20 protein-coding genes, 1 tRNA gene and 2 pseudogenes are annotated in these 19,294 nt (G+C 65.2%); 10 read left to right on the forward strand and 13 right to left on the reverse strand.

The window, feature by feature from the left end:
* Positions 1–67: 67 nt before the first annotated feature.
* Positions 68–1,090, forward strand: a complete 1,023-nt coding sequence (locus AADZ55_RS14820; protein ID WP_165759447.1) for a NucA/NucB deoxyribonuclease domain-containing protein — start codon at positions 68–70, stop codon at positions 1,088–1,090.
* 5 nt (positions 1,091–1,095) lie between these two features.
* Positions 1,096–1,662, forward strand: coding sequence for a hypothetical protein (locus AADZ55_RS14825; protein WP_085327067.1), 567 nt, complete (start codon positions 1,096–1,098; stop codon positions 1,660–1,662).
* Between the two features lie 76 nt (positions 1,663–1,738).
* Here AADZ55_RS14825 and AADZ55_RS14830 read toward each other — a convergent pair whose 3' ends face one another.
* Positions 1,739–2,752, reverse strand: a complete 1,014-nt coding sequence (locus AADZ55_RS14830; RefSeq protein WP_085327068.1) for an ABC transporter substrate-binding protein — start codon at positions 2,750–2,752, stop codon at positions 1,739–1,741.
* 89 nt (positions 2,753–2,841) lie between these two features.
* Entirely contained in the window at positions 2,842–3,033 is a 192-nt protein-coding gene (locus AADZ55_RS14835; RefSeq protein WP_133056455.1) for a hypothetical protein, read from the reverse strand.
* Between the two features lie 3 nt (positions 3,034–3,036).
* Here AADZ55_RS14835 and AADZ55_RS14840 point away from each other — a divergent pair, with 3 nt between their 5' ends.
* Positions 3,037–4,671: an acyl-CoA synthetase gene (locus AADZ55_RS14840; RefSeq protein ID WP_085327082.1), complete on the forward strand. Its 1,635-nt coding sequence runs from the start codon at positions 3,037–3,039 to the stop codon at positions 4,669–4,671.
* Complete coding sequence (locus AADZ55_RS14845; RefSeq protein WP_085327069.1) at positions 4,668–5,474, forward strand: enoyl-CoA hydratase; 807 nt, start codon at positions 4,668–4,670, stop codon at positions 5,472–5,474. The genes AADZ55_RS14840 and AADZ55_RS14845 overlap by 4 nt, the downstream gene beginning before the upstream one ends.
* A 23-nt stretch (positions 5,475–5,497) precedes the next feature.
* On the opposite strand, the gene AADZ55_RS14850 is transcribed toward AADZ55_RS14845, so the two are convergent.
* The 4 genes and pseudogenes from AADZ55_RS14850 to AADZ55_RS14865 all read right to left on the reverse strand — a co-directional run bounded on the left by AADZ55_RS14850 (position 5,498) and on the right by AADZ55_RS14865 (position 7,391).
* Positions 5,498–5,752 carry a hypothetical protein gene (locus AADZ55_RS14850; RefSeq protein WP_207569155.1) on the reverse strand — a complete coding sequence of 85 codons (255 nt, stop codon included), beginning with the start codon at positions 5,750–5,752 and terminating at the stop codon, positions 5,498–5,500.
* 65 nt (positions 5,753–5,817) lie between these two features.
* Positions 5,818–6,081 carry a hypothetical protein gene (locus AADZ55_RS14855; RefSeq protein WP_085327070.1) on the reverse strand — a complete coding sequence of 88 codons (264 nt, stop codon included), beginning with the start codon at positions 6,079–6,081 and terminating at the stop codon, positions 5,818–5,820.
* A pseudogene (locus AADZ55_RS14860) lies at positions 6,078–6,731 on the reverse strand (hypothetical protein); the annotation flags it as partial. The pseudogene AADZ55_RS14860 and the gene AADZ55_RS14855, both read right to left, overlap by 4 nt.
* A 369-nt stretch (positions 6,732–7,100) precedes the next feature.
* Positions 7,101–7,391: a hypothetical protein gene (locus tag AADZ55_RS14865; RefSeq protein ID WP_085327072.1), complete on the reverse strand. Its 291-nt coding sequence runs from the start codon at positions 7,389–7,391 to the stop codon at positions 7,101–7,103.
* Positions 7,392–8,060: 669 nt separating this feature from the next.
* Here AADZ55_RS14865 and AADZ55_RS14870 point away from each other — a divergent pair.
* Positions 8,061–8,216 (forward strand): annotated as a pseudogene (locus AADZ55_RS14870) (nucleotidyl transferase AbiEii/AbiGii toxin family protein); the annotation flags it as partial.
* A 113-nt stretch (positions 8,217–8,329) separates the two neighbouring features.
* On the opposite strand, the gene AADZ55_RS14875 reads toward AADZ55_RS14870, so the two are convergent.
* Positions 8,330–8,403 (reverse strand) — tRNA-Ile (locus tag AADZ55_RS14875).
* A gap of 142 nt (positions 8,404–8,545) precedes the next feature.
* Here AADZ55_RS14875 and AADZ55_RS23590 point away from each other — a divergent pair.
* Together AADZ55_RS23590 and AADZ55_RS14880 are read left to right on the forward strand one after the other, a co-directional pair.
* Complete coding sequence (locus AADZ55_RS23590; protein WP_423202401.1) at positions 8,546–8,875, forward strand: DUF6545 domain-containing protein; 330 nt, start codon at positions 8,546–8,548, stop codon at positions 8,873–8,875.
* Positions 8,872–10,251: a cytochrome P450 gene (locus tag AADZ55_RS14880; RefSeq protein ID WP_085327143.1), complete on the forward strand. Its 1,380-nt coding sequence runs from the start codon at positions 8,872–8,874 to the stop codon at positions 10,249–10,251. Before AADZ55_RS23590 ends, AADZ55_RS14880 begins: the two co-directional genes overlap by 4 nt.
* 34 nt (positions 10,252–10,285) lie before the next feature.
* Here the strand turns inward: AADZ55_RS14880 and AADZ55_RS14885 are convergent, their stop codons facing one another.
* The 6 genes from AADZ55_RS14885 to AADZ55_RS14910 are packed head-to-tail and all read right to left on the reverse strand — an operon-like array spanning position 10,286 to position 16,252.
* Complete coding sequence (locus AADZ55_RS14885) at positions 10,286–11,152, reverse strand: SCO6745 family protein (RefSeq protein WP_085327142.1); 867 nt, start codon at positions 11,150–11,152, stop codon at positions 10,286–10,288.
* Positions 11,149–11,670 carry a nitroreductase family deazaflavin-dependent oxidoreductase gene (locus tag AADZ55_RS14890; RefSeq protein WP_207569158.1) on the reverse strand — a complete coding sequence of 174 codons (522 nt, stop codon included), beginning with the start codon at positions 11,668–11,670 and terminating at the stop codon, positions 11,149–11,151. The genes AADZ55_RS14885 and AADZ55_RS14890 overlap by 4 nt, the downstream gene beginning before the upstream one ends.
* 37 nt (positions 11,671–11,707) lie before the next feature.
* A complete protein-coding gene (locus AADZ55_RS14895; RefSeq protein ID WP_242670351.1) occupies positions 11,708–12,460 on the reverse strand; it encodes a hypothetical protein in 753 nt (250 codons plus the stop codon).
* Complete coding sequence (locus tag AADZ55_RS14900; protein WP_085327141.1) at positions 12,457–13,323, reverse strand: carboxymuconolactone decarboxylase family protein; 867 nt, start codon at positions 13,321–13,323, stop codon at positions 12,457–12,459. The genes AADZ55_RS14895 and AADZ55_RS14900 overlap by 4 nt, the downstream gene beginning before the upstream one ends.
* 41 nt (positions 13,324–13,364) lie before the next feature.
* Complete coding sequence (locus tag AADZ55_RS14905; protein ID WP_085327140.1) at positions 13,365–14,738, reverse strand: TldD/PmbA family protein; 1,374 nt, start codon at positions 14,736–14,738, stop codon at positions 13,365–13,367.
* Positions 14,735–16,252, reverse strand: coding sequence for a TldD/PmbA family protein (locus AADZ55_RS14910; RefSeq protein ID WP_085327139.1), 1,518 nt, complete (start codon positions 16,250–16,252; stop codon positions 14,735–14,737). Before AADZ55_RS14910 ends, AADZ55_RS14905 begins: the two co-directional genes overlap by 4 nt.
* A gap of 34 nt (positions 16,253–16,286) precedes the next feature.
* Here AADZ55_RS14910 and AADZ55_RS14915 point away from each other — a divergent pair, with 34 nt between their 5' ends.
* The 3 genes from AADZ55_RS14915 to AADZ55_RS14925 are packed head-to-tail and all read left to right on the forward strand — an operon-like array spanning position 16,287 to position 19,292.
* Complete coding sequence (locus AADZ55_RS14915) at positions 16,287–17,159, forward strand: carbohydrate ABC transporter permease (protein WP_085327138.1); 873 nt, start codon at positions 16,287–16,289, stop codon at positions 17,157–17,159.
* On the forward strand, positions 17,146–17,973 hold the full coding sequence (locus AADZ55_RS14920; protein ID WP_085327137.1) for a carbohydrate ABC transporter permease: 828 nt from the start codon (positions 17,146–17,148) through the stop codon (positions 17,971–17,973). Before AADZ55_RS14915 ends, AADZ55_RS14920 begins: the two co-directional genes overlap by 14 nt.
* Positions 17,970–19,292 carry an ABC transporter substrate-binding protein gene (locus AADZ55_RS14925; RefSeq protein WP_085327136.1) on the forward strand — a complete coding sequence of 441 codons (1,323 nt, stop codon included), beginning with the start codon at positions 17,970–17,972 and terminating at the stop codon, positions 19,290–19,292. Before AADZ55_RS14920 ends, AADZ55_RS14925 begins: the two co-directional genes overlap by 4 nt.
* Positions 19,293–19,294 lie beyond the last annotated feature (2 nt).

Consider the following 19,294-nt stretch of genomic DNA (forward strand, 5'->3'; position numbering starts at 1 on the left):
GTATCTTGTCTTCGATCGAGTCTGCCCAGTCGTTGACTGGGCAGCTTGCTGGGGGGAGATAGTCGGTATGCGATATGCGGGAGCGTTGATCGCTGCGGTGATGCAGGCCTGCGCTGCTGGGCTTGGTGGTGTCCCATTGGCGGTGGCCGCCCCCGCCATCCGAGCCACGTTGACAACCAATGTTGTTGAAGGGCCCCTCACCTCGGCGCCTACGCCGCAGGAGGGACAGACAGCGGCAGCGACCACTATGCCGTCTCAGTGCGGTAGCGGCTCGTCCCGCACCACCATCTGCGTCGGCCAGCAGTTGACCGTGCAAACCATCGATGAGCAAGCCAAAGTGCTCAGTTCGGCGGTGTATCAGCGGAACTACGCAGTACAGCTAGACCCGAGGTCATTAGCGATCAAAGTCGATGTGAGCCTGCGGCAGCTGACAACGACCGGCACACCGGTTGGCACACTCAAGATGACATTTGCCCCGGCGACCGCGCCTGAGGACTCGCAAGACATCGTGGTGCCTATCGCAGCAGACACCAAATCGCCATCGATCCGGTCCGTCGACCTCACCGGTAAGCCCGACACACAGCAAGTCCATCTGCATGTGGTATCGACTTTCACTGCGCCAAACGGCAAGCCGGTCAAGATCGGCACCACAACCTTTGCATCCACCTACCGCTGCGACAATCAATTCACGTCAAAACCGGGTTGTGTCAACACTTCCTACACCCCGACGATCACCAGCCTGGTTGGCCTGGGAGACCTCACCAAAAATATCCGAACCGGCCAATCCCATGGACTGCCCGGCGCGCCCGGAACCACACCACTAACCCGACTCGCCGATAAGCAGGCCATAAAAAGGAACCGCGAGGCCGCGTGCGGCACTGCGCGTACGCGCGAACTCGGACCACGACCATTGAGTATCAGGAACCCCAGCTGTGACGAGTACCCGTTCGCCAGCACCTACCAAGGCGGAGCCCACACCAGCATCGCCTGGGTATCTGTCGAGGAAAACAGCCGCGGGGGTGGCAACCTCAGTCAGTTCTACCAAGATAACCATGTCCTTGATGGTGATGCGTACTTTGTGAAGGTCTAGCAGCCATGATCGAGGCCGAATACTACGGAGCGATCGACCCTTGGTACGGGCAGTTTTGGCTTATCGGATTGGGTGACCTGGCATTTGAGGGTGATCTCAAAAAGTGGGTCTGGGCTGGGAGAAAGCCTGGCGATGCACTCGGTTTGGTGGGGACAACCCCGGGGGCCGTAGCCTTCCTCTGCTCGAGCGACCTGCACCGAGTAGGGCTGCGGCTATGTACCCATCTCAGCCCGGTGCCCGCGGATCGTGAACAGTGGGAATCGATCGGGGAAGTATCGGTCACCTTCGACACTCCCCCCAGGCTCACGAACCCAGAGGATTTTGAACCGGACGAAACGTTGCGGTGTTTGCGCATCCCCGCAGGTACATATCGGGTGCGGGCTGCTGCCCGAGGTGGTGACGCCATTCGGAAACACCAGAATCAAGAAAACCATGACATGAACTGCCCGCCCCTAGACATCCGTGACCGGACGGCTCCTAGCGATCTGATTGAGCAACTACGTATCGACCTGTGGCCCACTACCGGGATCGAAGAACCTAGCACGCTCAAACCACCTCCGGCCGTGCAGTAGCCGGCCGTGGTGTGGCTTACCCACGATCGACCAACGGCCAAAAATCGCTCCCGGTCGCGGCGCTGAGATGCGGCGCTCACGTTCGACGAAGTGGCCGATCAACCAGCACTCGCTGTCCGTCTCGCCACTGAACGACGCGAATTTGGTGACCGGTTTGCACGCCAGTGATCGGGTCGACACGAAACCGACCGAACAAGGTAGTGGTATCGAGTCGTTGTGCAGCCGCTAGGACCGGCACGGATTCAACAGTGCCGGCTTCCTTCACGCAGCGCTGCCAAACGACACCCGCGGCGAACGCCGCAGCAGCCGGATAAGGCGGCTCAGTACCGTTGGCATCCCGATAACACTGGCTGAACCACGCGCTGCCGGGTCCGTCCGCGGGATGGTCTATCCCGTCGAACCACTGGCACGGTCCGTAAAGCCGCTCAACAAGATCCCCGATGGCGTGCCGGAGTTCATCGACCCCCGCCGCGACCAATCCAACTGCACGCCAACGGCGTCCGCTGTCCCACTGTGCGATGGCGACATCATCGTCGAAAGAGCCGGCCGTCAACAGCACATCGCCCGCCGGAACCTGCGCCAGCACGTCTCTCGCCCGGCCTGGCCGAAAAGTGACCGACCGCCACCGGAGACCGAGCTGCCGCGCCGTCATCACCGCGCCTTCGGCCGCCTCGCGGCCGAATCCCGTATCACTGTGCATCATCACTACCTCCGACCCCTCATTAAGGCCCTCGGCGACAAGGGTTTCGAGGATTGCGGCGAGATAGTGGTAAGCGGGAGACTCCACGTTGACCACACGCGGATATGCCGGCCGAGCCAGCCGGAGGGTAGCGCCGCCGTGGTTCCAGACAACCCCTTCGCTAGCGGCCACGGCAGCAAGTGCGGGCCCCGAACCGTAGGGCCCGAACACCACGTCGGGCCGGCTAGCCTCGGCGGCCCGTATCGCGGACGCCGCGGAAGGGTACGCGTCGATGACCTCCAGGCTTACTTCCGAATGGTCGGCCCAGAGAGCAAGGGCGCTTGCCCCTGCTTTCCCAAATCTGGCAAGCGGCCCGGACAGAGGGGTAACCAGGACGGCGCGAGCTGCCATGCCCACAACATAAGCGAGTCGAACAACCGCCCGACTCTCCGGGGATGACGGCGGGCCATCGGCCGCGGCGGGATCGTGGCGCGCCGATATCAGCAAACTCGTAGCGGGGCTTTATGCCGCAAATCACGGCCGGCAGCACGACCCATGATGCCCAGCACCAGCGCGGCGATCGCGAACCCGCTGACCGGACGCCACGGTTGGGTATAGGGCAAGGCCACGCCAGCGAACGTCGCGCGGTGCGCGTCCAGGTGGCACGCCCAGTCGCCAGGGCTATACTGCACGAAATGCGCCGTGCCAGTTCCAAATTCGAGCAGGACCTCGACAAGACCCCGGCAAACTTCGTGCCGTTGACTCCGCTGTCGTTCATCGAGCGCGCTGCAGCCGTCTATCCGCACCGCCTGTCGGTGGTCTACAACGCACAGCGCTACACGTGGCAGGAAACGTACGCCCGGGCGCGGCGCCTCGCGTCGGCGCTGTCGCGGTGCGGAGTCGGCGTTGGCGACACCGTGGCGGTGATGCTGCCCAATACGCCGCCCATGTACGAGGCGCATTTCGGTGTTCCGATGTGCGGCGCGGTGCTCAACGCCCTCAACACGCGGCTCGATCCGCAAGCCGTCGCGTTCATGCTCGAGCACGGCGAAGCCAAGCTGCTGATCACGGACACGGAGTTCTCCCCCGTGATCGACAAGGTCAAACCGTCAATTCCGGTGATCGACGTTGAGGACACCGAGTTGCAGGGCGGCACGCGGCTGGGCGACATGGAGTATGAAGCCTTCCTGGCGACCGGGGATCCCGAATTCGAGTGGCGCTGGCCGGAAGACGAATGGGAGGCGATCTCCCTCAACTACACGTCGGGTACCACCGGCAATCCGAAGGGGGTCGTCTACCACCACCGCGGCGCGTACCTCAACGCCGTGTGCAACATCGTCACCTGGAGCATGCCGCAGCATTCGGTCTACCTGTGGACGCTGCCGATGTTCCATTGCAACGGCTGGACCTTCCCCTGGACGATGGCGGCCAACGCCGGGACGAACGTCTGCCTGCGCAAGGTCGACGCGCAGAAGATCTTCGAGCTGATCAAGGCGGAGAAGGTGACGCACTACTGCGGCGCACCGATCGTGCACTCTATGCTGATCAACGCCCCCGAGGAGCTTAGGCAGGGCATCGATCACAAGGTGCACGCCATGGTCGCCGCCGCACCGCCGCCGGCGGCGATGATCGAGGGTATGGAACGGCTGGGATTCGACATCACGCATGTCTACGGCCTGACCGAGGTCTACGGGCCGGCGGCGGTCTGCGCCAAAAATGAGGCGTGGGAGTCGCTCGACGTCTCCGAGCGCGCGCGGCTCAACGGCCGACAGGGCGTGCGCTACCTGATGGAGGACGGGCTGGCGGTGATGAACCCGCAGACAATGCAGCCGGTGCCCGCCGACGGCGAGACCATGGGCGAGATCATGTTTCGCGGCAACATCACCATGAAGGGCTACCTGAAGAACGCGGAGGCGACGCGTGAGGCGTTCAGCGGCGGCTGGTTCCACTCCGGCGACCTGGCGGTGCGGCAGCCCGACGGCTACGTCAAGATCAAGGACCGGTCCAAGGACATCATCATCTCGGGTGGCGAGAATATCTCGTCGCTCGAGGTTGAGGACGTGCTTTACCGTCATCCCGCGGTGCTGGCCGCGGCAGTCGTGGCGATGCCCGACGAGAAGTGGGGTGAAACACCCTGCGCCTTCGTGGAAACCAGGCCCGACGCACAGCTGACCGACAAAGAGATCATCGAGTTCTGTCGGCGGCATCTAGCCCCGTTCAAGGCGCCGCGCGCGGTGGTGTTCGGCGAGCTCCCGAAGACCTCGACCGGAAAGATCCAGAAGGTCGTGCTGCGCGAGAAGGCGAAATCCACGACGGCGATCCAGACATGAGCGCGATCCGGCAACACGGTCCGTCGATTCTGCTGCGCGAAGACCGCGGCGGCGTCTGCACGCTCACGATGAACCGTCCACTGCAGATGAACCTCCTTACCACCGAGATGATCGAGGCGCTGCAGAAGGCTTTCGATTCGCTGATGGACGACGCCAGCATCCGGGTCATCATCCTGGCCGCGGCGGGCAAGGGCTTCTGCGCCGGGCATGACCTCAAGGAGCTCCGCGCGCTCACGGAGCTGCCGAGGATCGAAGAGTTGTTTGACCGCTGCAGCGCGATGATGCAGACCATTACGGCGCTGCCGCAGCCGGTTATCGCCCGGGTGCAGGGCGCAGCGGCGGCGGCCGGTTGCCAGCTCGTCGCGCAGTGCGATCTGGCGGTGACCTCCGCGGCGGCGAAGTTCACCACGCCCGGCGTAACCTGGGGCTTCTTCTGCTCGACCCCGGGCGTGGCGGTCGGCCGCAATGTATCGCGCAAGCGCGCGATGGAGATGCTGCTCACGGGCGACATGGTGGATGCACACCAGGCACTCGACTGGGGGCTGGTCAACCGCGTCGTGCCGGCCGAAGATCTCGTTGCGGAGACCGACAGGCTAGCAAGGCAGCTCGCCGAGAAGCCGCCGGTGCAGCTCGCGGCCGGCAAGCGTGCCTTCTATGCGCAGGTGGATCTCGGTGTGGCGCAGGCCTACGAGCTCGCGTCGGGGGTGATTGCCGCGAGCTTCGCCCACCAAGAGGGACGGGAAGGCATGGATGCCTTCATCGAGAAGCGCGACCCACCCGGTCGGTCACGCCCGCAACGGTAGCGCCGCGAAGGTGGCGACGCCGGTCAGCCTCTCCGGGCCGCGCGTTCGGCGAAAGCGTCGAGCGCGGCGAGCACTTCAGCACAACGCCACACTCGGTTGCGGGGTCCGCTGGTCGTCTCGACGAGGACGCCCACCTCGGTGAGCGGGTTGAGGTAGCGGTGAGCGTTGGTGGACTCGATGCCCAGCTCCTGCGCCAGTAGCACAGCGTTCACGACCGGGCGGCAGGTCAACAAATCGGCGACCTTCCACACCGCCGAATCGGACCGCGCGGTAATCACGTCGTTCCAGGTCCTCCGGGTGTCCGACGCTCGCCGTTTCCGTAGCTGACGGGAATGAGCGCGACCTACAGCCCTTCTTCGTTCATCCGACTTCGCTTACGTTCAGCTCTGCGGTGATTGACCACCACCAACGGAGGGCCCAGCGCCAACAGAAATGCCACCGAAATGGCCATCAATGTTTGCCCGGTCACCACCAGCAGCCCAATCAGCGCCAGCCCCACGGTAGCGGCCGCCAGGTAGGACGCCGCACGGTAGCGCGGGCGCCAGGCGCCCCAAAACGCTAGTACGAGCGCGCCAGCCGCGACCCCGGCAGCCAGTACGTCCATCATTTGCTCCCTACCAGGCATCGGAGCAGACCCTCGCCCGCCACGGCCGCACTGACACCACCGGCCCCGACGGCCACTAGCCCAGCACCGGTCTCTGCGGTCAACGCGCCGATACCGAAGACCAGGGCGCCCGAGGCGAACCGGGCGGTCCGGTCGATCCAGTCACTAGTACTGCAATGGGTGCGGGCGTACTCGACATCGGCGACCTGCGCCTGCAGATCGGCAACCTGACTGCGTAACCACGCGGTGCCGGGGTCGTTTTCGGGCAGCGACTGCACGAACCGTTGCACGTTGTCCACAAGGCCCTGGCCGGTCAAACTAGCTGGATCACCGCCGAGGAGCATCTGCTGCAGCTGAGGACTCAGGCCCGCCCCCGGCGGCTCATCGGGGGCGTCCCACGGCGCAAACGGAGGCGGGGGGCTAGTTGCGCCGTCTCGTTTAAGGTCGACCACCTGGACCCCACCGTCGCGTTTGCCGTCGCTGATGATGGCGTCGTCGATGCCCGGTGTGCCCGGGAAGACGGTGGCGGCGATTCCGGCTGTCGCGGCGGTGATTTTGGCGGCAAATTCGTGTTCGAGCCCGATGAGTTGTGTTGCGCGTTGGCGGATCTCGGTGGCGAATGCTTGCCCCTGGGCTTGGCGAGCCGCCAGTTCGCCGGTGGTGTTGCCGATTCGGGTATCGGTGACCGAGAAGTCTTCTCCGACAGTGAAACCCGCGTTATGGGCGTCCTCGATGGCATAGATGACCCTGCGTTGGGTGGCGCCGATAGTTCCCGCGCCGTCGCGGGCGATCTTGCTGGCTTGGCGTAGTTGGTCGGCTTTGGCGCTGACGACCGCGAGGTCAGCACCGGTTCGGGTGCGCAGCCCATCACCGCCAGCACCTTCCCAAACGAGGGCGTGGGATTGGTTGCGCATCCGCACAAACACGTCTTCCCAACGATCGGCGGTCGTGGTCCAGTAGGTGGCGGCCTCGATCAGGTGATCGGTGCTCCAGGACCGGACTTGAGAAAGCGTCGACACCACCTACACCAACCCTGATCGCACGGCTGCCATCTCGGCCGCCGTCGCTTCATTGCTGACATACCGCGCGGCACCGTCCGCTACCGACGCGGTTGTTGCTTGGGCGCGGGCAATAAGCGCCGCAGCGGCGAGGTCAACCGCTACGTGGGCACCGCTCACCGCGGCTGTGGTGGGTTGAAACGGCTGGCCCGGTGAAGGTGGTTCCAGACCGTAGAGGTCAGCGCTTCCCACACCCCATTGACCGGCTGTGGCTGCTAGCTGGTCAACATCGATCTGCAGCTGGCCCGGTTGCATCCCCGGCAGTTTAATGGCCGCACCAGGGGAAGCAACTCACCGTTAGGCCGGCGCCACGACGTCTTGAGCACCTCGGGCATGCCAAAGTCTCGATGACACATGCCGCTACATGCCACGCGGACGCGTGCATACCGAGGTCGCCGCCGTGTTGGATCGCGCCACAAAAGACGAACAGAGACCGGATCATGCGAGTGGGACACCGACGCCAACGCCGTTCACACCGACGTCTCCGCCGCGCACCTTGCCCGGATTTTGATCGACGGGGCGCACGTCAGATAGTCACCAGTATGCATTTCATCGGCTCTTGGCCTATGAAATGCATACCCAAGGAGTGATCATGGCGCGAAAGCACAGCACGGCGGTCCCCGCCAGCCTGGCCGCGCATCCACTCGGCACGTTCCGCCCTGCGCAGGCGGAAGTGCCGCTGCACTGTACGAGCACAGCGACTAAGACCGCCTGCAAGCCTTGGCGACCGAGCAGCGACGCATCGCATCACTTCGGCGGGCGAGAGCCTGGATCCAGCAGTGAACAGCGACAAAAAGCAGCCGTTGCTGAGCAATTCGGCGTCGCGATCGAACAACTCGAACGCGATCACCTAATCTCCCATCTGCTCGCGGTCCTGAGCCCTTGGTTCAACGGTATGCCGATGCCCCCACCGCCGAGCTGTAGGTGCCCACCCTTCCCGTCTTCGCCGCCTCTAAGACTGCGACGTGGGTCGACCGACATGCCTCCCGCGATCTATGGGATCTCTGGGCGCTGAATCGCCTGGGCGCCATTGATGCCGCGGCCGAAAATATCTACCGACGCTACTGTCCAACCAACAAGCCGCCGGTACCGCGTGACTTCACGATGGTGCCGCAAATGAACGTCGACGACAAAAATCCAATCAAACCAACAGCCACTGAAGTGGGGCTGTTCAGAGTGGGGGCTGTTCAGAGTGGGGCGGGCGGGGCTCGAACCCGCGACCAACGGATTATGAGTCCGCGGCTCTAACCAACTGAGCTACCGCCCCTGGAACTAGCTAGCTGCGGATAAAGCTCCCATCACCGCATCGTCAACTGCAGAATACCGCAGTGATCCCGATCACCCTGCCCAAGGCATCGGCCGCACTCGGTAGATCGCCGCCGGACGAGTGCTACCTTGCCACGTTGAGTATGACTGGTAGTCAATCTGTTTCAGTGGCACCTTGCCCCATTTGGCGGGTGCGGGGTCCTTCACCAGCTGGCCCGTTGCTCAGGGCCCACTGCGTGCCAAACCGCGAACACGACGCCGCAATCCACGCTCTTTACCTGGCTCAAGCCGCCAGGACCAAAACCGCAGGCGCCCTACCGGAACCCCCCGACGTCACACCAGTCGTGAGATCCCGGTCCAGAACCCTCGACGAGGAAGTAGTAGAACTACTGAAACTAGCGAAATGGTGGATACCCGCCCACGCAACCACCGAACAATTCACCTCCGGTCCCAAAACGAAAGCGAGCACATGACCGCGGACAGCCCAACCACCACCAGCCAGCTAAACCGCTTTCAGTTTCCTATTATCGGCGATCTCAGCACCATCGACTTCAATAAACCCGTCCAAAAAGTAACCGACAAACTGACCAAACTCGGCAGCGGAATGATAGAGCAGCCCATCGGCCAACCAGTCATCTTTCTCGCCGACACCACCCTTATCGACGACGTCAACGACGAGACCCACTGGGAAAAACACCTTGGATCCGCGCTCCGCAGAGTGCGCTCTGTCCTCGGCGACGGCCTGTTCACCGCCTACAACCACGAACCCAATTGGCGCAAGGCGCACAACATCCTGATGCCAACCTTCACCAAAACAGCCATGAAGCTTTACCACGACACGATGGCCGAGACCATCCGCGAACTTGTCGACGTCTGGAACAGGAAGAGTGCTGTGCGAGCCTGGATTACCATCCCGGCCGACGCCAACCGACTCACCATTGAAATCATCGCCCGCGTTGCAATGGGCTACTCCTTCACTAAGCTCAGCGACTCGCGTGAAAACGCTTTCATCGCTGCCTTTCTTCGCGAACTCGCCTACGCCGACCGGCATACCGCGGATATCGCCCAGGAGCGAAAAGATCAACACAACAAAGACGCGACCCAGATTCGCCGACAGGTTGCGGACATTATTAGAGCGCGGCGCCTCAATTCCACAGCGGGCTCGCGTGACGACATGCTCGACATCATCCTGCACAGCACCGATCCCGACACCGGCGACCAACTCGACAACGACAACATCATTAGCCAGATCCTGACACTGCTCGTCGCCGGCAGCGAAACCTCGGCGAATGCCATCGCCTTTGCCCTGCACTTTCTGTCCATCAATCCCAACATCGCCGAGCAAGCCCGCGCAGAGATCGACGAACACTGGTCCAACGACACCTTCCCCAATATCCACTTCGACGACGTCGACAAGTTGAGGTACCTACGCCGCGTCGTCGACGAAACGTTGCGGCTGTGGCCGGTAGTACCGGGCTACTTCCGCCAGGCCCGCCAAGACACCACGATCGGAACGGGAAAGCATTTCTTCCGCGGCGGGGACTGGGTGTTCGTTCACTTGATCGCCGCCCACCGCTCCGACGCCTGGGGCCATGACGCCCATGAATTCAACCCCGACCGTTTCCTGCCCGAGAATCTACGCAAACTTCCACGACGCATCTACAAGCCCTTTGGCACCGGCGCCCGGGCCTGCCTCGGCCGCCGATTCGCCCTCCACGAGACCCTTTTGACCCTCGCGGCAGTACTTCATCAATACGACCTAGAACCCCGTCCCGGGTACTGCCTCTCGGCCTCCGAAGCCATGACGCTTAAACCCGTCGATCTGCAACTGCGGCTACACCGCCGATAGGAAGCCGCGTCAGCGAGCCAATAACACGACGCCGCTAGGCCCGAGTGCGCGCCGCGGGCATCCACTTCGGCCCGGCGGTGGCGTCGATACGCGCGAGCAGGCGCTCGCCCACCGGGGCGATGCAGTCGATGAGCCGCCGCGTTGTCGCCTCGCCGAGATGCTGCCACGGCAGCACGGTCAGGTCATCCAGGCGATCCTCAAGCAGCTGGCGGTGCTCGGTGCCGCGCCGGTTGACTTTCCCGTCGGTGACGAACCCGCGCCGGTCGAGCTCGTCGTACGCGTCGCGCAGCGCCGAGTCGTCGGCGCCCCGGCTGCGGGGCAGCCAGTCGTCATCGTAGGAGCGCCATGCTCCGTCGAGGATCCCCGACGCGATCGGCGACAGACCGTCCGCGATCTGGATCGCCCAGTGGGTGTCGCCGCGCCACTCGCGGATGCAATTGACCGCCAGCCACGCCGACAACAGTGGATCGTCCGGGCGAGGCCAGGCACGGTGGGCGGCGAACAGCGAACGCCCGCCGACGGGCAACGCATCGACCGCGTCCCATACCGCCGGCCCGAGCTCGGTGAGCGGATCGACGATCTCTGGCGCGTAGTCGCGTAGGCCCGACACCACAGCCGCATCGCGGGCAGCCGCGGCGGCGACGAACGTCGTGTGCTGGCGGCACAGATCGAGCGAATATTTGATGACGCCGGGGTGGATCGAGCCGAACACGGCAGCGACGACGGCGTCGCCGGCGGCCGCGAGCGGCGCAGCGCGTGTCGCGACGTAGTAGCCGACGCCATCGGGCACCCCGAGCGCCGCATAGTTGGAGACTCCGACCGGATCCCAGAAGATCCAGCCGATCAGCCGGTGCGACTCGAACGCGGCCCGGCGACTGAGGTCACGCCAGTCGGCGCTCACCTCGAGCCCTCGGCCACCGGCCGCAGCCGGAAGACCCTGATCTCGCGGGGCGCACAGGTGCCGCGGTAGCTCTCGTATCCGGCGAACCAGTCGACGGCCGTGGCCCAGGCCGAAGCGCGTGCGTCGCCGGTCAGCAGCTCGGCCCGGTACCGCCGCGGCGGACCCTTGAATTCGACCGTGCATTCGGGGTGCGCCACCAGGTTGGCCGACCAGGCCGGATGCTGCGGCCGCCCATAGTTGGACCCGATAGCGAGCAGGTCGCCAGAGTCTTTGAACAATGCCAGCGGATGGGTCCGCGGTTGTCCGGACTTGGCGCCGGTCGTCCTCACCAGCCCGACCCTGTCGAGCCCGGCCGAACTCAGCCGGCCGTTGGTCCAAGGAATCAGCAGTTTGTCGACACGCGGCGCGACGTGGAACAGGAACTGGTAGCCGACCCCACTCGTCAGGACACGCTCCAGCACCGCCTCGTAGAAACGCAACCGTCGCCGGCGGATCGGGCTTTCCCGCCGAAGTACCATGACCCGACGGTACCGGGTGCGCCGCCGCGGGCCCACCTCAGTACACGTAGACGACCGCGCCGTCTCCGCCGGTGCACACCACCAGTGATCCATTCGCGGCGCACGTCATCGTGTACGACTGGCCCGTCACCGGACTGACGGCGCTGATCTGCCGGGGCGTCGAGCTGGCGGGTCCGCTGGCGCCGTATGCGAGCCGTACCTGTTCGGCGAAAGGACAGGAAGTGCCCGGCGTCCCGACTGCGGACTGCGTGAAGCCGCCCGCGGGCCCAGCCTCGGTCGGACACACCTGGGCGCCCTCGGGCAGCCCCGCGGGCGTCGTTGTCGCCGTCGTCGTTGGCGTCGGAGCCGTCGTCGTGGCAGCGGCCGATGTCAGGGTCCAGATGGCGCAGGACTGCGTCTTGAATGCGGCGTCGGTCGGTGTGATCTGCACCACTTGCGGCCCGGTCCCGGCGCCGTTCGCGATGATGTCCGCGGTGGTTCCGCCGAGTCCCCTCAGCCGCTCCCAATAACAGCTATCACCGCCCTGCGACCGATACGTGCCGGGCTGGATGTCGACTCCCACCTGGTAGGTGCCGTCGCCGGGAATGGTGCTCGCCGGTGTCGCGCTTTCCTCAGACGGCGGAATCGACACCGTCGTCCCGGGGTAGATCGGCGGTAACAGCGACGAACTGCTCTCGTGGACCGTCGCCGGTCGCGAGGCGGATTTGCCGCCCGGCCCAGCGCAGCCGGCCAGACCAAAGGCCCAGGTCATGCCCACGACGATGGCGAACACCGCCCTGACCGGCGTCAACTGAACACCGTCTGGCCGTCGAGCCCGAGGCGATACCGCTGGGTGCCCCGCGTTACCGTCGGCGCGTCAGCAGCCAAAGACACAGCAATCTTGTTGCTCGCGTTACGCATGATGTCAAAAGTCAGCTCGACGGCCTCGGCGTCCGAGAACCGGGAGCGCACCTCGGCGGCATCGTCGACGGCGAGGTGCGCAGGGGTCCAAATTAACGCATCTGCATACATGATGCCGGCTTTTGCGCGATCATCGAGCAATATCGAGGTCTCGAAACGCTCGATCTCGCCGTATAACGTCTCCGAACCGCCCGCATCGAGTGCAGTGCTCTCACGCAGCGACTTGCACAGCCGGCAGTTGTGCTGGGCCGCTCCGCGCAGCCGTACCAGTTCGGCGGTGACCGGGTCCAGCGCCCGCATCCGGGCCACCGCGGGCAGAAAATCGTTGAACACCACATCGGCGGGATCGGTGGTGTGATCCCAGACGATCGGCCCCGTCACCCAGCCCAAATACTGCGCGCCAACGCCCAACGCTTCCAGCCCGGCACGCACCCGCGGCACAAAGTCGGCGATGTACATCGCCACAACGACGCCAAAAGTGGCGTCCCCCAGATGCTTCCACAGCCGGGATCGCTGCTCGCCGGTGATCGCTGAGACATCGACGCTGAACTGCTCGGCGAACTCGGCAACGACGGCCTCGGCCTGGGACTCCGGCTCGCCCACCGCAACCTCACTCGGCAACGGCGGAAGCGACAGCGCCCGCGCGCACACCCGCCGAACCAGCCCCGCGATCCGGCCGTCGCCCGGGGACAACGCCACCAACCGGGCCACCAACCGCGACAGATCGTCGCGAACCGAAACCGGAGCCGCCATTGCTCACACGGTAGAACCCGCCCAGGTCCTACAGCAATCTCCTAGCGGGCCTGGCTCACCGATGACATGTGGAAGTCGGGAATCCGCAGCGGGGGCATCGCGGTCCGGGTAACCCAATCCCCCCATTCGCGTGGCAGCGTCTTCTCGCTGACGCCCGCCTCGGTGGCCCGTCGCAGCAGGTCAAGCGGGCTTTCGTTGAACCGGAAGTTGTTGACCTCCGCGGTCACCTGGCCGTCTTCGATCAGGTAGACGCCGTCGCGGGTCAGCCCGGTGAGCAGTAGCGTGGTCGGGTCGACCTCACGGATGTACCAGAGTGTGGTCAGCAACAGTCCGCGCTCGGTGCCGGCGATCATGTCGGCGAGATCGACCGACCCACCGGTCATGACCAGGTTGTCGGCGGCAACCGCGACCGGGGCGTCGAACTTGGCGGCGGTGGCCCGCGGATAGGCCAGCGCATTGATCACGCCGTCGCGGATCCAATCGACCTGGCCGATGTCCATGCCGTTGTCGAACACCGACTGTGTCTCCGAGGAGTTGCTCACCGCGAGAAACGGCGTACACGCCAGACCCGGCGCGGCCGGATCGGTGAACAGGGTCAGTGGCAATTGGGTGAGTCGCTCCCCCACCCGGGTTCCACCGCCAGGTGCCGAGAACGCGGTGCGGCCCTCCTGTGCGCCGCGGCCGGCCATCGACCATCCCAGATAGGTCATCATGTCGGCCACCGTCGATGGCGGCATGATCGTCTCGTAGCGCCCGGCCGGCAGCTCGACGGTGCGTTGCGCCCACTGAAGCCGGGTCGACAGCCGCTCAAGCAACAGATCGATTGGCACATCGACGAAATCAGGTGTGCCGATCCCCGCCCAGGCGCTGGCGTCGCCGCGTTTGGCGTTGATCTCGATCGCCCCGGCGGGCTGGGTGTAGCGGCGCCGCAGTCCCGTCGACGACGCCAGAAACGTCGTCGAGACACTTTGGTGCGCGTAGCCGTACAAGCGATCCGCACCCCGGAAGCCGCGGCTCAGTGAGCCGGTGATACCGGCAAAAACCCCCGCCCCGGTGCCCGGAATCGGGGCGTCCCAGTCGTCGGGCTCACCGGTGTCGCCGAGCAGCGGTGCGGTATCACCGGCTTCGGGCGCGGAGCGGGCCGCGTCCTGGGAAGACACCACCAGCCCCGGAAGCACCGACGGGTCCACTTCGGCGGAGACCACGGTGCCGACAAAGGCGCTATCTCCCCGTCGCACAATCGAAATCACGGTGACGCTGCGGCTGACCGAAACGCCGTTGGTGGTCATCGAATTCCCCGCCCAGCGCAACGTCGCCTCGACCTTGTCGGTGACCAGCACCATGGTCTCGTCCGCCCGGCCGGATGTGGCCGCCTCCTGCAAAACGATGTTGACGACGTGTTGTGGCGTAATCATCGGCCACCCTCGGTACGAGTGTTGAGCACGTTGATGCCCCGGAACAACGCCGACGGACAGCCGTGGCTGACGGCGCCCACCTGGCCGGGCTGGGCCTTGCCGCAGTTGATCGCTCCGCCCATACGCCAGGTTGACGGGCCGCCCACGGCTTCCATCGCATTCCAGAAATCGGTGGTGGTCGACTGATACGCGACATCACGCAGCTGTCCGTGCAGCTGGCCGTCTCGGATGCGGAAGAACCGCTGGCCGGTGAACTGAAAGTTGTAGCGCTGCATGTCGATCGACCACGACTTGTCGCCGACGATGTAGATGCCGTCACCGACCCGGCCGATCAGGTCCGCGGTACTGAGGTCTTCGACGCCCGGCTGCAGCGATACGTTGGCCATCCGCTGGATCGGCACGTGATGCGGTGAGTCGGCATAGGAGCACCCGTTGGACCGTGGCTCCCCCAGCCGTGGTGCGAAAACCCGGTCGAGCTGGTAGCCGACGAACACCCCGTCACGCACCAGATCCCAGCTTTGCGCGGCCACTCCCTCGTCGTCGTAACCGATGGTGGCCAAGCCGAATTCGGCGGTGCGGTCGGCGGTCACGTTCATCACCTGCGAGCCGTAGCGCATGGTGCCGAGTTTGTCCGGTGTGGCGAACGACGTCCCGGCGTAGGCGGCCTCATAGCCGATGGCGCGGTCGTATTCGGTTGCATGGCCGATGGATTCGTGGATGGTCAGCCACAGGTTGGTGGGATCGATCACCAGGTCGGTGGGCCCCGGCATCACGCTGGGCGCCCGGACCTTCTCCGCCAGCAGCGACGGCAGCTCGGCGAGCTCATCGGTCCAGTTCCAGATCTCGTCGCCGGCCACCGCTTCCCAGCCCCGCGCCGTCGGCGGAGCCAGCGTGCGCATCGATTCGAAGCTGCCCGCCGCGGAATCGACGGTCACCGCGTCCAGCGATGGCAACAGTCGCACCCGCTGCTGGGTGATCGATGACCCGAAGGTGTCGGCATAGAAGGTCTGCTCCTTGACGGCGTTCAAGCTGGCCGACACGTGGTCGATGCCGTCGGCGTCCAGCAACCGCCCGGAGTAGTCCCGTAGCACGGCAATCTTTTCGGAGGCGGGAACGCCAAACGGATCGATCCGGTAGGTCGAGACCCACTCGGCGTCGGTGTACACCGGCTCGGGCGCCAATTTGACCCGCTCGGTGTTCAGCGCGGCCAGCATGGTGGCCACCTGCACCGCATGGCGCGCGGTTGCGGCCGCGACGTCCGGTGCCAATTCGGCGTGGGAGGCGAATCCCCACGTGCCCGCGACGATCACCCGCACGGCCAAGCCGACCTCGCGGCTGATCACCGCGGTCTCCAGCTCACCATCGCGCAGTTGGATGATCTCGGTACTGATCCGGTGAACCCGCAGGTCGGCGTGGCTGGCCCCGGCCGCGGTGGCCGCCGACAACGCGGCGTCGGCCAACTCGTGGCGCGGCAGGTCCAGAAAGTCGGCATCGATCCCCCGGTTCGGTGTCACGACTCCCACCGTAACGACCGGCTTTAATACACCCATGCGCGACGTGCCACGCCGGACCACCGCGCTGGCATATGCCCTGCTGGCACCCAGCCTGTTCGGTGTGGTCGCGTTCTTGTTGCTGCCCATCCTGGTCGTGGTCTGGCTGAGCCTGTACCGGTGGGACTTGCTGGGCCCACTGCACTACGTCGGCCTGGCCAACTGGCGGTCGGTGCTGACCGACTCCGACTTCGGCGACTCGCTGGCGGTCACGGCCATCTTCGTGGCGATCGTGGTCCCGGTGCAAACGGCACTGGGACTGCTGGCCGCGTCCCTGCTGGCGCGCCAGCTTCCGGGCACCGGCCTGTTCCGCACGCTCTACGTGCTGCCCTGGATCTGCGCACCGCTGGCGATCGCGGTGATCTGGCGGTGGATCCTGGCGCCCACTGACGGCGCGGTCAGCACGGTGCTCGGACATCGCATCGAATGGCTCACCAACCCCGATTTGGCCTTGCCGGTTGTGTCAGCGGTCGTTGTCTGGACCAACGTCGGCTACGTCTCGTTATCCTTCCTAGCCGGCCTGGTGGCCATCCCCGACGACATTCACAACGCCGCACGCACCGACGGCGCCAACGCCTGGCAGCGGTTCTGGCGCATCACCTTGCCCATGCTGCGGCCCACCATGTTCTTCGTCTTGGTCACCGGAATCGTCAGCGCCGCACAGGTTTTCGACACCGTCTACGCGCTCACCGGCGGCGGTCCGGAAGGCAGCACCGACCTGGTGGCCCACCGCATCTACGCCGAGGCATTCGGGGCGGCGGCCATCGGACGGGCATCGGTAATGGCGGTGGTGCTGTTCGTGATCCTCGTCGGCGCGACCTTGGTTCAGCATCTGTATTTCCGACGGCGGATCAGCTATGAGCTCACCTAACCGGGTCCTAACGCACACCGCGATCTACGCCGGCCTGGTGCTCGGCGCGATAATCACGTTGGCCCCCTTCTCGCTCGGATTGTTGACCTCGTTCACCTCGGCGCATCAGTTCGCGACGGGTACGCCGCTGCAGGTGCCGCGGCCACCCACGCTGGGCAACTACGCCGACCTCGCCGATGCCGGATTTGGCCGCGCGGCCATGGTGACGGCGTTGATGACGGCGGTAATCCTGTTGAGCCAGCTGACCTTTTCGGTACTGGCCGCCTACGCGTTCGCGCGGTTGCGGTTTCCCGGGCGCGACGCGCTGTTCTGGGTGTACATCACCACCCTGATGGTGCCGGGGACGGTGACCGTGGTGCCGCTGTATCTGATGATGGCTCAGCTGGGCCTGCGCAACACGTTCTGGGCGCTGGTGCTGCCGTTCATGTTCGGTTCCCCGTACGCGATATTCCTGCTACGCGAGCACTTTCGGCTCATCCCGGACGACCTGATCAACGCCGCACGCCTCGACGGCGCCAACACTTTGGATGTCCTCGTGCACGTGGTGATCCCGTCCAGCCGGCCGGTCCTGGCCGCCTTGACGATGATCACCGTGGTCTCGCAGTGGAACAACTTCATGTGGCCGTTGGTGATCACCAGCGGCCACAAATGGCGTGTCCTCACGGTGGCGACGGCCGACCTGCAGTCCCGGTTCAACGCCCAGTGGACGCTGGTGATGGCGGCGACCACGGTAGCGATCGTGCCGCTGATCGTGCTCTTCGTGGCGTTCCAGCGCCACATCGCCGCATCAATCGTCGTCTCGGGGCTCAAGTGAGCCGGCCCCGCTTTTCCACGCTGGCCGCCACCGCGCTCGTGCTGGTCGCGGTCCTGTTAGCGGTGAGCGCGGTGCTGTTGGGCCGATCCGGCGAACCGCGTGGCGGCAAGATCGTCGTGACGGTGCGACTCTGGGCGGAACCAATCGCCGCGGCGTATCGGCAGTCGTTCGAGGCATTCACCCGCGCCCATCCCGATATCGAGGTGCGCACCAACCTGGTGGCCTATTCCACATACTTCGACACGCTGCGCACCGACGTGGCCGGCGGCAGCGCCGACGACATCTTCTGGCTGTCCAACGCCTACTTCGCCGCCTACGCCGACAGTGGCCGGCTGATGAAGATCCAGGCCGATGCCTCGGGCTGGGAGCCGGCGGTGGTCGACCAGTTCACCCGGTCGGGTGTGTTGTGGGGCGTACCGCAGCTGACGGATGCCGGAGTTGCCGTGTTCTACAACACCGACCTGCTGGCTGCCGCCGGTATCGACCCCGCGGATTTGGACGGCCTGCGGTGGAGCCCGAGCGGCGACGACACGCTGCGCCCGCTGCTGGCCCGGCTCACCGTCGACGCCGATGGACGCAGCGCCAACACGCCAGGTTTCGACGCCGGACGGGTCCGCCAGTGGGGCTACAACGCCGCCAACGATCCTCAGGGCATCTATCTCAACTACATCGGCTCGGCCGGCGGCGTATTCCAGCGCGACGGCAAGTTCGCGTTCGATAACCCCGCGGCGATCGAAGCCTTCCGCTATCTGGTCGGCCTGATCAACGACGACCACGTCGCGCCGCCGGCCTCCGACACCAACGACAACGGCGATTTTTCCCGCAACCAGTTTCTCGCCGGCAAAATGGCGCTCTTCCAGTCGGGCACCTACAGCCTGGCGTCGGTGGCCCGCGATGCTCGCTTCCGCTGGGGTGTGGCGATGCTGCCCGCCGGTCCCGCGGGCCGGGTGAGCGTCACCAATGGTATTGCCGCGGCAGGTAATTCGGCGTCCAAACATCCGGATGCGGTGCGTCAGGTGCTGGCCTGGATGGGCAGCAGGGAGGGCAACGCCTATCTGGGCCGCCACGGTGCGGCCATCCCCGCGCTACTGTCTGCGCAGCCGGTCTACTTCGACTACTGGTCCACCAGGGGCGTCGACGTCACACCCTTCTTCGCGGTGCTGAACGGTCGGCGCATCGCGGCCCCCGGCGGCGCCGGCTTCGCCGCCGGACAGGAGGCCCTCGAACCCTATTTCGATGAAATGTTCCTCGGCCGTGGCGATGTCGCGACGATCCTGAGCCAGGCGCAAGCGGCGGCCAACGCCGCAGCGCAGCGATGATC

Origin of the sequence: Mycobacterium decipiens (assembly GCF_963853665.1) — a bacterium.
Classification (GTDB): Bacteria; Actinomycetota; Actinomycetes; order Mycobacteriales; family Mycobacteriaceae; genus Mycobacterium; species Mycobacterium decipiens.

Excerpts from the sequence above, each read along its gene's own strand:
- AADZ55_RS14830 (WP_085327068.1), bottom strand. The coding sequence starts at position 2,752 with ATGGCAGCTCGCGCCGTCCTGGTTACCCCTCTGTCCGGGCCGCTTGCC.
- AADZ55_RS14820 (WP_165759447.1), top strand. The coding sequence starts at position 68 with ATGCGATATGCGGGAGCGTTGATCGCTGCGGTGATGCAGGCCTGCGCT.
- AADZ55_RS14900 (WP_085327141.1), bottom strand. The coding sequence starts at position 13,323 with ATGGCGGCTCCGGTTTCGGTTCGCGACGATCTGTCGCGGTTGGTGGCC.
- AADZ55_RS14920 (WP_085327137.1), top strand. The coding sequence starts at position 17,146 with ATGAGCTCACCTAACCGGGTCCTAACGCACACCGCGATCTACGCCGGC.
- AADZ55_RS23590 (WP_423202401.1), top strand. The coding sequence starts at position 8,546 with ATGACTGGTAGTCAATCTGTTTCAGTGGCACCTTGCCCCATTTGGCGG.
- AADZ55_RS14855 (WP_085327070.1), bottom strand. The coding sequence starts at position 6,081 with ATGATGGACGTACTGGCTGCCGGGGTCGCGGCTGGCGCGCTCGTACTA.
- AADZ55_RS14840 (WP_085327082.1), top strand. The coding sequence starts at position 3,037 with ATGCGCCGTGCCAGTTCCAAATTCGAGCAGGACCTCGACAAGACCCCG.
- AADZ55_RS14880 (WP_085327143.1), top strand. The coding sequence starts at position 8,872 with ATGACCGCGGACAGCCCAACCACCACCAGCCAGCTAAACCGCTTTCAG.
- AADZ55_RS14915 (WP_085327138.1), top strand. The coding sequence starts at position 16,287 with ATGCGCGACGTGCCACGCCGGACCACCGCGCTGGCATATGCCCTGCTG.
- AADZ55_RS14825 (WP_085327067.1), top strand. The coding sequence starts at position 1,096 with ATGATCGAGGCCGAATACTACGGAGCGATCGACCCTTGGTACGGGCAG.
- AADZ55_RS14845 (WP_085327069.1), top strand. The coding sequence starts at position 4,668 with ATGAGCGCGATCCGGCAACACGGTCCGTCGATTCTGCTGCGCGAAGAC.
- AADZ55_RS14905 (WP_085327140.1), bottom strand. The coding sequence starts at position 14,738 with ATGATTACGCCACAACACGTCGTCAACATCGTTTTGCAGGAGGCGGCC.
- AADZ55_RS14865 (WP_085327072.1), bottom strand. The coding sequence starts at position 7,391 with ATGCAACCGGGCCAGCTGCAGATCGATGTTGACCAGCTAGCAGCCACA.
- AADZ55_RS14890 (WP_207569158.1), bottom strand. The coding sequence starts at position 11,670 with ATGGTACTTCGGCGGGAAAGCCCGATCCGCCGGCGACGGTTGCGTTTC.